We start from the raw sequence: 14,637 nt of genomic DNA on the forward strand, positions 1-14,637 counted from the left end.
GCGTACCCCCCGCTCAGGAGGATTGACATATGCGTGCCAAACACAGCCTGCGCATCACGCTATTGACCACGGCAGCCCTCACCCTGCCGCTTGCAGCATTCGCCCAAAGCTTCGAAGATACGCCCTACCAACTCGACGAAATCATCGTCTCCGGCAGCCTCACCCCCGTCCCCGCCAGCAAGACCGGCGCGACGGTGGAAAAACTCGACGGCGAAGAGACCGGCGGGGCCACGCAATCCGTGTCCGACGTCCTCGCCACCCTGCCCGGCGTCTCCATGAGCCGCAACGGCGGCCCCGGCACCTCGACCTCCCTGCGCATCCGCGGCTTGTCCTCCGATTACATCGGCGTGCGGATCAATGGCATTGACGTGACCGATGCCTCCAGTTCCAAGATCGGCTACGATTTTGGAGGTCTGCTGTCCTACGGCGTCACCGGGATCGAAGTTCTGAAAGGCTCGCAATCCGCGCTTTATGGCTCCGAAGCCATCGCTGGCGTGGTCAGCATCGACACGCTCTCCGGGGAACCCGGCCTGAGCGCCACGGTTGAGGCTGGCAGCTACGGTACTTACTCCGCTGGCGTGTCTCACAAAATCGAAAGCGACACGGGCTCTCTCGCCTTCACGCTGTCGCATTTCAAAACCGACGGGTTCTCCTCGCAAGCCAGCAACTCAGAAGATGATGGCTTCGAAGAAACCGCTCTGACCTTCGGTCTCGAACAGGATGTCAGCGACAACGTCACCGTCGGCCTCACGGGTCTCTACCGCACCTCCGATCTGGATTACGATACTTCGACAGACACCTACGCCACCGCAAGCCGCGAAGAAAAAGGTCTGCGTGGCTATGTCCGGATCAACGGCGATATCGTGACCCATGAGTTTAGCGCATCGCTGTTCGAAGCCGACCGGACCTATATCGCCGACAGCTATGACTACACCAGTTACCCTTACGCCTTCGTTGAAGATGCTAAGTCCGATTTCACGAGCCGCCGCACCGAGTTGAGCTACCTCGGGTCTGCCGATCTGTCGGCCATCACCACCCTGACCTTTGGGGCGGACTATGTCGAAGAAGAGTATACAAACACCTCTGACACCTCAGCCGCCGCAAAAGGCAACGACCATAACGCGTCCGTGAAAGCCGAACTTTTGTTCGAACCCACCGCCGGGCTGAACCTCTCCGCTGCGCTGCGCTACGACGATCATTCCGATTTCGGCGATCACATTTCCGGCCGTCTGGCCGCAGCTTGGGAATTCGCGCCGGAATGGACCGCACGGGCCGTGCTTGGCACGGGCTTCCGCGCCCCCTCGCTCTATGAACGCTACAGCCCTTATGGCGATCCGGACCTGAAAGAAGAAACCAGCCAAAGCGTCGAGCTTGGTCTTGAGCGCCGTTTCGGCGAACAGGGCTTCGTCAAAGGCACGCTGTTCTACACCGAAATCGAAGACCGCATCGGTTTCGATTACAGCAGCACGGCCTGCTCCAGCTCCTTCGGCTGCTACAATCAGGTGGACGGTACGACGGTCTCTAAAGGTGTCGAACTGTCCGCTGGCTATGCGCTCAGCGACACGGTCTCACTTTACGGCAACTACACCTACACGGACGCCAAGACCGAAGGTGATCGTGACGTCCGCATTCCGCGTCATGACCTGGTGCTCGGCGCCAACGCCGAGTTGAGCGCGCGCTTTGCTGGCTCGCTCGAGGTGCAGCATGTCGCCGACGTGATCGACAGCAGCGTGAAACTCGACGACTACACTTTGGTCAACGCGAGTCTATCCTATGATCTGACCGACAAGACCCAGCTTTACCTGCGTGTCGAAAACCTCACCGACGAGGATTATGAGACCATCTCCGGCTACAACACGCCCGGCCGGTCCGCCTATCTCGGTCTCAAAGCGTCCTTCTAAGTGCGCTTTCCGGGTCTCATACCGCTCACCGCCGCCCTCGTGATCACGGGGGCGGCGGCTTTTGCCCAAGACCTGTCTCCAGAGGTATCGCAAGAGACCCCGCCCGCGCCCAAACGGGTGGTCTCGATCAATCTCTGCACCGATCAGCTTGGCATGATGCTGGCCGCCCCCGGTCAGCTTGTCTCGATCACCGTACTGGCCCGCGATCCGCGCGCCTCCGTGATGGCGGACGAGGCCCAGAGCTATCCCACCAACACCGGTCAGGCCGAAGAGATTTACCTGCTGAAACCCGATCTCGTGCTCGCCGGTCAGTACACCTCGCGCGCCACCGTCTCCATGCTCCGCAGGCTCGGCATTGCCGTCAAGGAATTCGCCCCCGCACAGTCGCTCGAAGACGTCCCGGCCAATATGCTGAAGATGGGCGAAGCGCTCGGACGCGCAGATCAGGCCCGCGACATGGCCGATACTTTTGCCCGACGCTTGTCCGACAGAAGTCCGACGCAAATCCGACGCCCCACAGCGGCCACTTACGCGGCCAACGGCTACAGCTCCGGGGTGCAAACTCTGGCCGGTCAGATCATCGAAACCGCAGGGTTTCACACGTTGGCCACCGAGCTTGGCCTGCCCTATGGCGGCTTCCTCCCGCTCGAAGCTCTGGTCATGGCCAACCCCGATCTGGTGATTTCCGGCTCCGATTATCCCGGCGAAGCCCGCGCCGAAGAGGTGCTCTCGCACCCTGCCCTGAAACGCCTCACAGGCGGTCATATGGCGATGCAGGACCGCGACTGGATTTGCGGCCTGCCCTCTGTTCTCAATGCCGTGGACAAGCTCCGGGACGAGCGTCTGCGGCGGGAGGAAACCCAATGAAGTATTCTGTCCTCGTCGCGCTTCTCACCCTGTTGCTCGTCGTGCTTTTCGCACTTTCCCTCATCGTCGGCGTCGCCAAAGTCGGCCCGATTGAGAGCCTTGTGGCGCTCTTTCACGACAGCGACGGCCCATTGAGCATGGTGATGCGCGAGATCCGTTTGCCCCGCGCACTCTTGGGGGTGATGGTCGGTGTCAGCCTTGGTCTCTCCGGTGCCGCAATGCAGGGATATTTGCGAAATCCACTTGCAGAACCGGGGGTTATCGGCATTTCCGCCTCCGCCGCCTTGGGCGCCGTCATCGCCCTGCAAAGCGGCTTTGCCGCCCTCTTCGCCCTCGCCCTGCCGCTCTCCGCCCTCACCGGCGCCGCCACCTGCGTCATCCTCATCCTGCTCCTCGCCGGGCGCGGCGGCGGCACGCTGTCGCTGATCCTCGCGGGCATCGCGGTCTCGGCCCTCGCCTCCGCCCTTACGGCCCTCGTCCTCAACCTCTCGCCAAATCCCTTTGCCGCCAATGAGATCGTCTTCTGGATGATGGGCTCGCTGGCGGATCGCTCCTTCCTCCATGTCTGGACCGCTCTGCCAGTGATGGCTGCGGGCTGGCTGCTGCTGTCGCTCACCGGGCGCGGGCTCGACCGGCTCACACTCGGCGAGGAAGCCGCCGCCTCCATGGGCGTCAACCTCAAGCGCCTGCGCTTCATCCTCGTCGCGGGCGTGGCCGCCTCCGTAGGCGCCGCCACCGCCGTCGCAGGCGCCGTCGGCTTTGTCGGCCTTGTGGTGCCGCATGTGCTCCGCCCTCTGGTCGGCGCACGGCCCGCACGGCTTTTGCTCGCCTCCGCTCTCGGCGGCGCGGCGCTCGTTCTGGCCGCCGATGTCGCCGTGCGGCTGATCCTGCCGGGACGCGACCTAAAACTCGGCGTCCTGATGGCGCTGGTCGGTGCCCCCGTATTCTTTCACCTGATCTGGCGCATGCGGGGACAACCATGAGCATTTTGTCCGTTGAAAACCTCACCGTCCGGCGCGGAGACCGTCTCACGCTGAATCAGGCCAGCTTCTCGGTGAGTGCCGGCGAGTTCGTCGGGCTCATCGGCCCCAACGGAGCGGGCAAATCGACACTCATGCGCGCCGCCCTCGGGTTGATCCCGGCGGAAGGCGAAAGTTCTCTGGCGCGTCTCTCCCCCGCCGCCCGTGCCAGGGCCGCCGCCTGGCTGCCGCAAACGCGCGAGATTGCATGGCCGGTGAGCGTCGCGCATCTGGTCTCACTGGCGCAAAACGAAAACCAGGACGCCCCCGAAGTCATTGCCGCCCTGACCCGCATGGACCTCATGGCCTACGCAGAGCGTCCCGCGACCGGGTTGTCGGGCGGCGAACAGGCCCGTGTGCTGATCGCCCGCGCGCTGGCGCAGGACACCCCCCTTCTCCTCGCCGACGAGCCCATCGCCGGGCTTGATCCGGCACATCAGATCGGCGCGATGGACACCTTTGCAACGCTCGTCTCCGAAGGCCGGGGCGTCATCGCTTCGCTGCACGATCTGGGGCTGGCTGCACGTCACTGCACCCGGCTGATCGTGATGTCCGAAGGCCGGATCGTCGCCGACGGCCCCCCGCGAGACGTGCTGACCGAAGCGCTTCTGGCCGAAGTGTTTGCGATCCGTTGTCTGCTCTCGGACACGCCCGAGGGGCTTGTGGTGCAACCGCTTGCCCAGATATCAAAGCCCTGACATGGCTGACATCTTTCTGACCCCGCATCTCACTCGCCCCTGGCTGATCGCCGATCTCGGCGCGCCGATGCGGGTCTTGAGCTTTGCGCCCTATCGCCCCGGCTTCGTCACCGCACGACATATCGTCTGGCGCGAGCTGAAGAATGCCGATCTGCCGGTAGGGCTCGAAGTCGACGACTGGATCGCAACCGAGATGGCGCGCACCGATCATGTCGATGCCGTCGGCCTTCTGACCTCGCGCAACATCACACGTTTCAAACGCGCCGAAGTGACGGTTGAGGGCGCACGGGTCGCGGCGCTTGCGACCGTGGGGCTTGGCAATGCCGAACGCATCGGCGCGCGCACCCCGCGCGATTGGGCGGTCGAAAGCTATGGCACGATCAACATCGCCGTACAGACCGACACGCCGTTGCGGGAGGTGGCCCAGATCGAAGCGCTGACCATCGCGGCGGAGGCCCGCACGGCGGCGGTGATGGAGGCAGGCCTGCGCTTCGCGGCGGGTCCCGTCACTGGCACCGGGACCGATTGCCTCGCGCTTGCCGCCCCCGCAGGTCAGGGCGCCTACGCCGGATTGCACACCACCTTGGGGGAGGCGATCGGCCGGGCGGTCTATAGCACCGTATCCGAGGGGGCCGCCGAATGGGTGCGGGAAAATCCCCTGATGATGCGCAAGGTGTTCGGCGAGAAATGACCCGTTTTAACGTCGCTTGCCCATGAACCATGACAGGGACGGCAAACGCGACCGCCGCATCGCCGCCTCGAGCCGCTGCAAACGGTTTTCGTCGATCTCGAACAGATCGGCAATCCGCTCCGACGACCCGGACCAGCCCGGGCGCTCCCCGATCCGCTCATAATCCAACGCCTCGAAGATCACACCATAGCGCTCCCGCAGCCAGAGCAGATCGGTCGAGCTTTCATCCAGATAGGCCGCGACCTCCGGCAGAAGCTTCGGCCGCTGCGCCCCGGACACGCGTTCGTCTGCGGCCAGAAGGCGTTTGCGATAGCGGTTTCTTTCGCGCAGCACGACATTGTCCTGCCCGGCGAACTCTTCGCGCTGGACGCTCTGCATCAGATGCGCGGCCTCTGCGCTCATGCTCTTGTTGACACTTTCCCGCGTCCCCGGCCCCTGCCCGGTCAGACCGAGTTGCGTGGTCAGGAAATCTGCAACGATATCGCCCTGCACAAGCGCGTCCCTGTCATAGGTTCGAACCTCGACATGGCCGGGAAACGCCGCGTCCCAAGTCTCGAGTGCGGTTCTGACATGCAAGGGGGCGACAGGCAAAAGCGTAGCCGAATGCCGGACGCGTTGCAGCGCGAGGGAGGCGAAGTATTTCGAAGGCTGGCGGACATAAACCACGGTCTGCACCTCGGAGAAACACGCCGCCAAGCGCATCAAAAGCGTCTCACGACCTGTGAGGCCGAGGCGCGCGAACAGATACTCGGTCGAAAGCACGACGGTTGAGGGCGCGGTCGTGCGGATCTCCTCCTCCAGCGCGCGCCATTCCGTCTCGAACAGCCGATCGGCCTTGGCCTGCGACCGCCCGATCTTGTCGATCAAAAGCCGCGAGCCATGCGCCTCGAAATCAAGCGGCAGGGAGAGAAAGGACTGCGACTTGCCTTGTCCCGGATAAAGAACCCCCTGCGTGCGCAGGAAGGGCCGGGATTTCGCAAGCCAGTTTTGCAGGGCGCTCGATCCCGTCTTCGGCATTCCGACATGCAGCACCAGTTTCGGCTTGGGACGGGAGGTCATGGAGACACCTTGAACAGTACTTCGGACATCCCGACAAAAGCCATATTTGGCGGGCAAGGTGAAGCCCTCTCCCGGCAATGTGACGCTTTCACCATCTCAGGCCTTGCCGTATTTCACCGCCCAACCTTTCAAGACCAGCAAGCTGCAAAGCGCGAGAACGGCCGCCGTGACGGCGAAGGACGCGCCCCCCATAGGGTCGAACACGGCGCAGACAGCCAGAACCAAAGAGACGGCGGCCAGACCCGAAGTAAGCCGGTTTTCCCAGGCCAGAAGCGCATCCACCGCCAGAATCGCAACGAAAGCGCCCATAAGGCTGGCGGCCACGGTCCAGAGATCGCCCACGAGCAAAAGCCCCGGCGCATAGACGAAGAGGAACGGCAGGACATAGATGATCCAGCCGAACCGCATCGCGGCAAAAGCCGTTTTCGTGAAGGACTCGCCGGAGATGCCGCTGGCCGCAAGCGCCGCGAAGGCCACGGGCGGGGTGATCATCGAGACCACGCCGAAATAGAGCACGAACAGATGTGCTGCCATCAAGGGCACACCGAGCGCCACCAGCCCCGGCGCCAGAAGTGTGCCGACGATGATATAGACCCCGGTCGTCGCCATCCCCGCGCCCAGCACCATGGCGGACAATGCCGTCAGGATCAGGGACAGCAGGAGGCTGGTTTCGCCGATCTCCCGAATGCCGAGCGTCAGGCTCACATCGAGCCCGGTCATGCCCAACACACCGAGCACCACGCCAAGAGCCGAACCCGCGATCACCAGCGAAGCGGTGGTCTTATAGGCGCTTTGGGCGGAGGACCTGATCCGGCGCCAAAGCTCGGCGGGGCCGTGCAGGATCCACCCCGACAGCAGCGCCGCCACGATGCCTGCGATGCCCGCGAGTTCCGTCATCCTGTCGCCCTTGAACATCACCGTCACGATGGCGATCACCGGCAGGAGATGCCAGAGATCGCGCCAGGCCAGTTCAGGCATCTCGTCTTGTGCTGTCGTGGCGGACGGTTCGGCCCCCTCGGGCAGAGGCTCGCCCTCGATCCGCGCGGCCATCCAACTCGCCTGCACGAACATCACCGTGTAACAAAGGATCGCCGGAACCGTCGCCGCGAGCGCGATGCTGCCATAGGACAGCCCGGTCAGATCGGCCATGAGAAAGGCCGCAGCCCCCATCACCGGCGGGGTGATCTGCCCCATGGTCGAGGACACCGCCTCGATCCCTCCCGCCTTGGTCCCCGGAAGGCCGAAGCGGCGCATAGCCTGAATGGTGAAAGCGCCGGAGGTCAGCACGTTGGAGCTGGCGCTGCCGGAGACCATGCCGAAAAGACCCGAGGAGACAATGGTCGCCTTGATCGCCATGCCCTTGCCGCGCCGCGACATCTTACGGGCAAGCGCGTCGATCGCCGCCGTGCCGCCGGAGATCTCATAAACCGCACCGAAGAGAATATAGATGGTCACCGTGCCGGCGATCACACCGAGCGTGCGACCGAGAAAGCCGTTGCCGCCGAACACCAGATAGACCGTGTAACGTTTCAGATCGACGGGCGCGGCGTCGAACGGCGCAGGGAAGAACTGCGCCAGATAGCCGACAGCGAACACGCCGAACAACAAGAGACCCATCATCGGGCCGCTGGCCAGGAACGAGGCCAGCAGGGTGACTGCGATCAACAGCACCGAGACGGTGAGCAGCCTTGGCGTCGGCATGATGAACAGCGCCGCCTCGCCCGCGAAATGACGAAACAGGAAGAGCCCGACGCCGAATGCGGCGCAACCGGCGAGGAAGAAGCCCACGCGCGGCAGAGCGGCGGGCAGGTTTCGCGCCCGGAGCCACAGGGTGAACCCGAGCGCAAGCGCAAGCTCGACCGCAAGGAACTGGTCGACGACGAGATTGGACCGCAGCCAGTCGAACGGATCGATCGCCCAGAGACATGGCAGCAGCACAACGGCGAGACCGGACAGGGAGATCAGGAGCCTAAGCCCCCCGTCCGCAACATTCCAGCGATCAGTGGTCATCTCGTTTACTTGATCTGACCGTGCTCTTCATAAAAGGCCATGGCGGCCGGGTGATAATCGAGGCCGATATCGACATACATCGCCTCGGGATCGAACCAGTCGAGGCTGGCCACGGACTCGACCATCGTGGCCTTGCCCGCGTAAAGCCCTTTGAGCAGCGCCGTCACCGTCGCGTCGTCCTCATCGGCATGGGTGTAGACGAAATAATCGTACTGGAGGATCTGGGTCGGCTCCTTGATTGTCGTTAGCCCGGGCTGCGGATCGAGCATCTGAAGACTCGCCACAGGCATGATCTCCTTGATCTTCGCGGCAGCATCGTCAACGCCCCCGAGCTGCATCGCATACAGCCCTCCCACGTCCCGCGACACCTGTTCGTCGCGCGGCGTGCCGATCACATGGATCAACACATCCGTATCGCCCGCGACGAAAGCCTCCGCCATGGCGGTAAAATTCGCGACCTGAACGCGTTCGACATCGTCATAGCTCAACCCGCCCGAGGCCAGCAGCGCCGAGATCAGCGCCTCGCCGGTCACGGCCTGAACGAAGCCTGCGGGCACGCGCTTGCCTTTCAGATCGGCGACCGAGGTGATGCCGCTGTCCTCGCGCACACCGAGCGTCATGCGCATCGGCAGAAGCCGCGCCACAAGTCGCAGGTTGTCCATCTTGTGGTCCTTGAACCGGCCTTCGCCGAGCATCGCCTGACGCACCGCGATGGCGTTCTCGAGACCGAAATCGACCTCGCCCGCGTTGATGAACGGGCTCGCCTGACTGGTGCTGTCATAGGGCTGCGGTCGCAGGTCCATGTCGCTATCGTCATTGGCCGCCTTGCTGATCGCGAGCGCATAGTTGTAGGTGCTCGATCCCTGACCTGCGGACGCAATGGTGCTGGGCTCTGCGGTGGCGGCCATGGGAACACAAATCCCCAATGCCATCAGCGCAGTGATGACTTTCCTGAACATGTAAATTACCCCCCCTGAGAGGTCTGTTATTGACGTTAGGGAAGATGCAACAGGCCGTGCAAACAAATCAACGACAATATCCCCCGTTCCGAACTTGCCTGCGAATTTGACATCCGTTAGCCTCCGAAACCATCAGAACAGGCCAGAGGCGGGGGGTCGCAATGGCGAAACGGTTTGGCGCAGGACATGCTTGATACAACCGCGCGCGATGCGCTCCGGCTCGCTTATGACTTCGCTCCTCCCGAAACGGAGCGCGAACGTCTGGTCTGTGGCATTTTCTCCGATGTCATGAAGGTCGCACCCGTCGGTCTCGACGACGATTTCTACGATCTCGGCGGCGATTCCCTCATGGGAGAACAGATCAGCCTGATGATTCAGGAAAAGACCGGCAAGGATTTTGCCGTCTCCGCCCTGTTCGACTACCCCACGCCCCGCCTCATCTCCGAATTTCTGCAAGACGGCAAGGCCGAGATCGCTCCGAACTCACATCCGATTTTCGTCGTGCATGGCAAGGGCGGCTACACCGCGCCGCGTCCCGAATTCTATGCCGGTCTTTCGCAGGGCACGAAGCTCGTGATGTTCGAGCTTCCCGGCATCAGGACGCGCACGGACTATCCGCGCGACATTCCCGCCGTCGCCGCGGCCTATGTCACGCAGATCATGCGTGACTACCCAACCGGGCCGGTACTGCTCTCTGCCTTCTGCGCGGGCGGCCTGATCGCCATCGAGATGATGGCCCAGCTCAAAGCCGCCGGGCGCGAGGTGCCCGGTCTCGTGCTGCTCGACCCCAGCGCGCCGCGCCGCGTGCTCAACCGGCACAGGCTTCAGTCGAAGATCGAGACCGGCAACGCCAATACGCTCGACCGACTGCGGCATCGGCTGCGCTATACGCCCCGGACACCCAACGCATTCGACCGTCTTCGGGACCGGATCGAACGTGGCCTGCGCCTGCTCGCCACTCTGGACGATGCGCGCAAGGCCTCGCGGAAAAAGCAGGGCGCGTTCTGGAAATACCGGAACGCCGGGTTTCGCATCCTGCCGCGCGCCACTCTGATCGTCGCCTATCGTTTCGCATGGCCAGAACCCTACACCGGCAAGGTCACGATCATCGCCTCGCAGCAACGCGCCAAGGCCTTGGCCTCCGAAACCTCGGTCTGGCAGCGCTTCATCCCGAACCGCACCGTCGAGGTGCTGTCGGAAACCCATGGCGACATCGGCCAGGCCAACGCTGGCGCCGTGGCCGCGCGGATGGAACAGCTTCTGCTGGAACCGCTAGCCTGAAACTCCCGCCTCAGCTTTCGAGCGAAGCGCGCAGTTCCCGGCGCAGCACCTTCCCGTTGGTGTTGCGCGGCAGGCTGTCGAGGAAGATGAATTTCCGCGGCCGCTTGTCGGGCGCAAGCTGCACCCGGCACTCCGCAGCGAGATCGCCCTCGGTCACGCCGGATTTGGCCACGACGAAAGCGGCAATTTCTTCGCCGAACTCGGCGCTGGCAAAGCCGGTGACGGCGACATCCTCGACGCCCGGCACCGCCTGAAGGACCGTTTCGATCTCCGCCGGATAAACATTGGCACCGCCGCGAATGATCATGTCGGAGCTGCGCCCGACCACCGTCAGGAAACCGTCCGGCGAAACTTTCGCCAGATCTCCGGTATAGGCCCAACCGTCGCGGATCTTGTCGCCTGTCTCTCGTGCACGGTTCTTGTACATCCCCTCGGCCATGCCGTGGCTGCGCACCCGCATCGCCCCCACCTCGCCTGCGGGCAACGGGTTGAAATCCTCATCGACGATCTCGAGACGTACCGTCGGAAGGACCCGCCCGTCCGTGTGGCTATGGCTCGCCACATCCGCCCCGGCGAGCACCGAACAGGTGCCGGACACGGAGGAGGAAAAGCAATGCAGGAATCCGGGCGTCAGCTCCTGCCAGGCCCGAAGCTTGTCATGCGCCTCCATACCGGAGCCGCCGCAATAGAGCATTTCCAGATCGGGCATCAGCGGCTTTCCGGTCCCGTTCGACAGGCCGAGCATAGCCTTGACCGTAGCGGGTACGGCAAACAGGAAGGTGATGCCCTGAGAATTCACCTTTTCGATCAGTTCGTCGGCCGCGAAAATAGGGGGGTGGAAACACACGGTCGCCCCGCGCATCAACTGCCCGATGGTGTGGTTGCGCGAAGCGGAAAAGGACAGCGGATAGGCGTTGAGGAATTTGCCGTCGAAGGGATAATGCGCCTCGAACCCGTAACCGAAAGACCGTAGCTGGATGGTCCGGTGACTTGCGACGATGCCCAGCGGCCGCCCCGTCGTTCCCGAAGTCAGGGAAATAAGCGCCGGGTGGCTCTCGGTCCCGTTGCGCTCGATCGGTGCATCCGATTGGCGGGCGGACGTGTCTTTCCACCCTGCATCGCAGGGAATAGAACGATACGCTCCATTGGACAAATCCCGGTCTTCGAGAATGGCCGCCAGATCGAATTCTTCGCTCAGGCGCGTTCGTTCATCGGCCCGGTTGCGGAAATCGATCGGCACGGCCACCGCATCGAGCATCCAGATCGCCACCATCGCGAGCACCGTATCCACACTGTCCCGCAGCACCAGCCCGACCTGATCCCCCGCCTTCAGCCCCTCGGCTTGAAACTGCCGCGCCCATTGTGCGGAAGTGGCCACAAGACCGGCGAAGGAGACGCTGCGCGCCCCGGAGACGAGGGCGGGCCGCGCCCCATATCGTGCCCCGAGGGCATGAAATGTGTCGGCGAGATTGCTGTGGTTTTGCTGATTCATGTGGCGGTCCATCTGGCGTAGCGTCGGAACGGAAGGCTTGCGGGAAGCCTGCACCAGAAAACACATATGCCCGATATGAGGAAACAGATTTTCGCAAAATGCACAGATTTCCGAAAGCTTTCCCACAAGACGGTCACGACGCGGGCAGGAAACGGCTCCGGAAACGCCGTGACAAGCCTCAGGGCACACAGTATCCTACGCCTCGTAACCTTCAGGAAAGCACGCGACAGGCATGCCCTTATATCACATTAACGGCAAGCTGATCTTGTTCATGCATATTCCCAAGACCGGCGGAACCTCCGTCGACACCTGGTTGCGCGGTCTCGGCAGGCCCATCCTCGGCTCCATCGGAAAAGAGATCGACTGGCTGCCCTGCGTACCGCAACACCTGCATGCCGAGGCGCTTGCGAAGCTCGTGCCACACGGCACACCCGATTTTGCCTTCGCCATCGTGCGGCATCCGGAAAAGCGGATGATCAGCGAGTTCTTTCATCGTCACAAGGACAAGCGCACCCGACGGATCGGCCCCTATCTGCGGCGGCGCGCTTTCGATGAGATGACCGCGGAGCAGATGAGCCGGTATTTCGAGGTCTGGCAGGACCGCGCCTTCGCCAAGTTTCGCAAACACCCGTTCTGGGACGACAACCATGTCCGGCCGCAAAGCGCCTTCACGGACTGGCCGGGCCTGCATGTCTTCCGCTTCGAGGACGGGCTCCAAAGCGTCTACGACAAGGTCACCGGGGAGCTTGGCCTGCCACCTGAGGGCGAGGTGCCCCGCCTGAATGAGAGCCGCAAGCACGACCTGATCCTCACCGAGCGGGCCAAATCCCGCATCCGGGCCTTTTATGCCCGAGATTTCGACATCTGGTACAGTTGAAACCCGAACCCGGTCTTTTCTCTGCTTGCAATGCTCTGAACAAACTTGCAAAACGCCGTGGGGGCATTCTAACTGCAAGAGTGACGCTGCGTCACGCACCATAGAGAACACCCCGCATTTCACGCCAGAGTGAAGTCCCTCGCGATCTTTCCAGCCGATGCGGTCAAAGCCGAAAGAACCGGACATGAAAGCCTGCATCGCAACCGGAACCTATCACGCGAGCGGGGAGACCTTCGTCAATCGTCATATTGACGAACTGTTCGGCGGCAACACCTGTGTGCTGTTCAACACCGCCAAAGGCGGCAACCCGCTGAACAAGCCGATCATGTCACGTCGCGGCGGGCTCGAGTTTTCACCCCGCAAACTCGTCCAGACGGTGCAATACCTGTCTCGCTACGGCACCGCCGCACTACCGCGCGGCCGGGCGCAAGACCGTGTCGAGATCTTCCTTCGCGACCAACGCCCCGATCTCATCCTGGCCGAATTCGGTCCCGAGGCGATTGCCCTGACCCCGCTCGCCCGAAAACTCGGCCTGCCGCTTTTCAGCTATTTTCGCGGCTACGATGCCTCCAAACTCCTGAGGCATCCCAACAAAAGGCACGCTTATCGCAAATGCATCCCCCACTGGAACGGGGTCTTCGCCGTGTCGCAATTCCTGCTCGACAATCTCGCAGCCCACAGCATCACCCATCCGAAGAGCGCGGTGATCCCGAGCGGCGTCAACACCGACCTGTTTCAGCCCGCGGAAAAGCGTCCCTCCAGCTTTCTCTTCGTCGGTCGTCTGGTCGAAAAAAAAGCCCCTGACCTTGTGCTGCGCGCCTTTCTCGATGCCGCTGGCTCCTCCCATCAGGCACATTTGACCGTGGTCGGAGACGGCCCGCTGCTCAAATCTTGCCAGTCTCTGGTCGCCGCGCGCAGCATGCAGGACCGTGTCACCTTCACCGGCGCCCTGCCGCACCCGGAGGTCAGCGCCCTGATGGCCCGCACCGCCGTGTTGCTGCAACATTCCGTCACCGCGCGCAACGGCAACACCGAGGGCCTGCCGACCTCGATCCAGGAAGCCATGGCCTCGGGCATGGCCGTGCTCTCCACCCGCCACGCGGGCATCCCCGAAGCGGTGGTCGAAGAGACAAACGGACTGTTGGTTGCGGAGCATGACGAGGCGGGCTTTCGCGACGGGATCGTCGCGCTGGCCAACGCGCCCGACATGGTCGCCCGCATGGGCACAGCCGGGCGCAGCCGGGCCGTCGCGCAGTTCGACAACCGCAGCCTTCTGGCGATGCTGGAAGCACGGCTCATCGACTGGATGTAAACCGTTCCGAGCTGCCACACAAAACTTGACAGATGTGCATGGCTTCGCAAAGGTGCTACGGCATCTAGCACCTCTGTGCACCATTTCCCCGCAGCCTGCCCGTTCCTTTCCATCATGTTTTCCGATCACGCAGGAGACCCAATATGGACGCCCCCCAAACAAGAGACGCCATTCTCGACGCCGTGGCCAAAGCCGCACAGGTCGACCCCAAAACGCTGAGCGACAGCACACCGTTGGGCGCAGGCGGGCTTGGCCTCGACTCCATCGGCATGCTGGATCTTGTGCTGGAACTCGAGGAGGTCACCGGCCTGCAATTGCGCAGCGAAGATCTGGGAAGCGACGCTCTGGCAACGCTGGGGGGGCTGATCCAATATATGCGCTCTCTCTGATCCGCCGCCCGAGGCGTTACATCCCGACAGAACACGTCCGAGTCCCCGGCACGCTGACAGACAAGCTCGCCCAGCTGCGCGA

The 14,637-nt window shown here is 63.0% G+C and carries 13 protein-coding genes; 9 read left to right on the forward strand and 4 right to left on the reverse strand.

Translation table 11 applies throughout. The annotated features are described in order from the left end of the window. Nucleotides 1-29 precede the first annotated feature (29 nt). Genes V1471_RS11055 through V1471_RS11075 form a run of 5 tightly spaced genes read left to right on the forward strand, consistent with a single transcriptional unit; the run spans nt 30 to nt 5,176 of the window. Nucleotides 30-1,901: a TonB-dependent receptor plug domain-containing protein gene (locus tag V1471_RS11055; protein ID WP_434288742.1), complete on the forward strand. Its 1,872-nt coding sequence runs from the start codon at nt 30-32 to the stop codon at nt 1,899-1,901. Next, entirely contained in the window at nt 1,902-2,768 is an 867-nt protein-coding gene (locus V1471_RS11060) for an ABC transporter substrate-binding protein (RefSeq protein ID WP_434288744.1), read from the forward strand. After that, nucleotides 2,765-3,751 (forward strand): FecCD family ABC transporter permease, encoded by a 987-nt coding sequence (locus tag V1471_RS11065; protein ID WP_434288746.1) that lies wholly within the window; start codon nt 2,765-2,767, stop codon nt 3,749-3,751. The genes V1471_RS11060 and V1471_RS11065 overlap by 4 nt, the downstream gene beginning before the upstream one ends. After that, complete coding sequence (locus V1471_RS11070) at nt 3,748-4,485, forward strand: ABC transporter ATP-binding protein (protein WP_434288748.1); 738 nt, start codon at nt 3,748-3,750, stop codon at nt 4,483-4,485. Before V1471_RS11065 ends, V1471_RS11070 begins: the two co-directional genes overlap by 4 nt. Nucleotide 4,486: 1 nt before the next feature. Continuing rightward, nucleotides 4,487-5,176, forward strand: a complete 690-nt coding sequence (locus V1471_RS11075) for an adenosylcobinamide amidohydrolase (RefSeq protein ID WP_434288750.1) — start codon at nt 4,487-4,489, stop codon at nt 5,174-5,176. 6 nt (nt 5,177-5,182) lie between these two features. On the opposite strand, the gene V1471_RS11080 is transcribed toward V1471_RS11075, so the two are convergent. From V1471_RS11080 to V1471_RS11090, 3 genes are all read right to left on the reverse strand, one after another. Then, nucleotides 5,183-6,235, reverse strand: a complete 1,053-nt coding sequence (locus tag V1471_RS11080; RefSeq protein ID WP_434288751.1) for a hypothetical protein — start codon at nt 6,233-6,235, stop codon at nt 5,183-5,185. Nucleotides 6,236-6,331: 96 nt separating this feature from the next. Continuing rightward, a complete protein-coding gene (locus V1471_RS11085) occupies nt 6,332-8,245 on the reverse strand; it encodes a TRAP transporter permease (protein WP_434288752.1) in 1,914 nt (637 codons plus the stop codon). A 5-nt stretch (nt 8,246-8,250) separates the two neighbouring features. Next, nucleotides 8,251-9,204: a TAXI family TRAP transporter solute-binding subunit gene (locus tag V1471_RS11090; protein WP_434288753.1), complete on the reverse strand. Its 954-nt coding sequence runs from the start codon at nt 9,202-9,204 to the stop codon at nt 8,251-8,253. Nucleotides 9,205-9,390: 186 nt separating this feature from the next. Between V1471_RS11090 and V1471_RS11095 the strand changes: the two genes are divergently transcribed. Continuing rightward, on the forward strand, nt 9,391-10,485 hold the full coding sequence (locus V1471_RS11095; RefSeq protein WP_434288755.1) for an alpha/beta fold hydrolase: 1,095 nt from the start codon (nt 9,391-9,393) through the stop codon (nt 10,483-10,485). A 10-nt stretch (nt 10,486-10,495) separates the two neighbouring features. Here the strand turns inward: V1471_RS11095 and V1471_RS11100 are convergent, their stop codons facing one another. Further along, complete coding sequence (locus V1471_RS11100; RefSeq protein ID WP_434288757.1) at nt 10,496-11,977, reverse strand: class I adenylate-forming enzyme family protein; 1,482 nt, start codon at nt 11,975-11,977, stop codon at nt 10,496-10,498. Between the two features lie 271 nt (nt 11,978-12,248). On the opposite strand from V1471_RS11100, the gene V1471_RS11105 reads away from it, so the two are divergent. The 3 genes from V1471_RS11105 (at nt 12,249) to V1471_RS11115 (ending at nt 14,555) form a co-directional block, all read left to right on the forward strand. Then, nucleotides 12,249-12,854, forward strand: a complete 606-nt coding sequence (locus V1471_RS11105) for a sulfotransferase family 2 domain-containing protein (protein WP_434288759.1) — start codon at nt 12,249-12,251, stop codon at nt 12,852-12,854. A 184-nt stretch (nt 12,855-13,038) separates the two neighbouring features. After that, nucleotides 13,039-14,166 carry a glycosyltransferase gene (locus V1471_RS11110; protein ID WP_434288761.1) on the forward strand — a complete coding sequence of 376 codons (1,128 nt, stop codon included), beginning with the start codon at nt 13,039-13,041 and terminating at the stop codon, nt 14,164-14,166. A 143-nt stretch (nt 14,167-14,309) separates the two neighbouring features. Beyond that, a complete protein-coding gene (locus V1471_RS11115; protein WP_434288763.1) occupies nt 14,310-14,555 on the forward strand; it encodes an acyl carrier protein in 246 nt (81 codons plus the stop codon). Nucleotides 14,556-14,637 lie beyond the last annotated feature (82 nt).

Source organism: Celeribacter sp. SCSIO 80788 (genome assembly GCF_051054295.1).
In the GTDB taxonomy this organism is placed as follows: Bacteria; Pseudomonadota; Alphaproteobacteria; order Rhodobacterales; family Rhodobacteraceae; genus Celeribacter.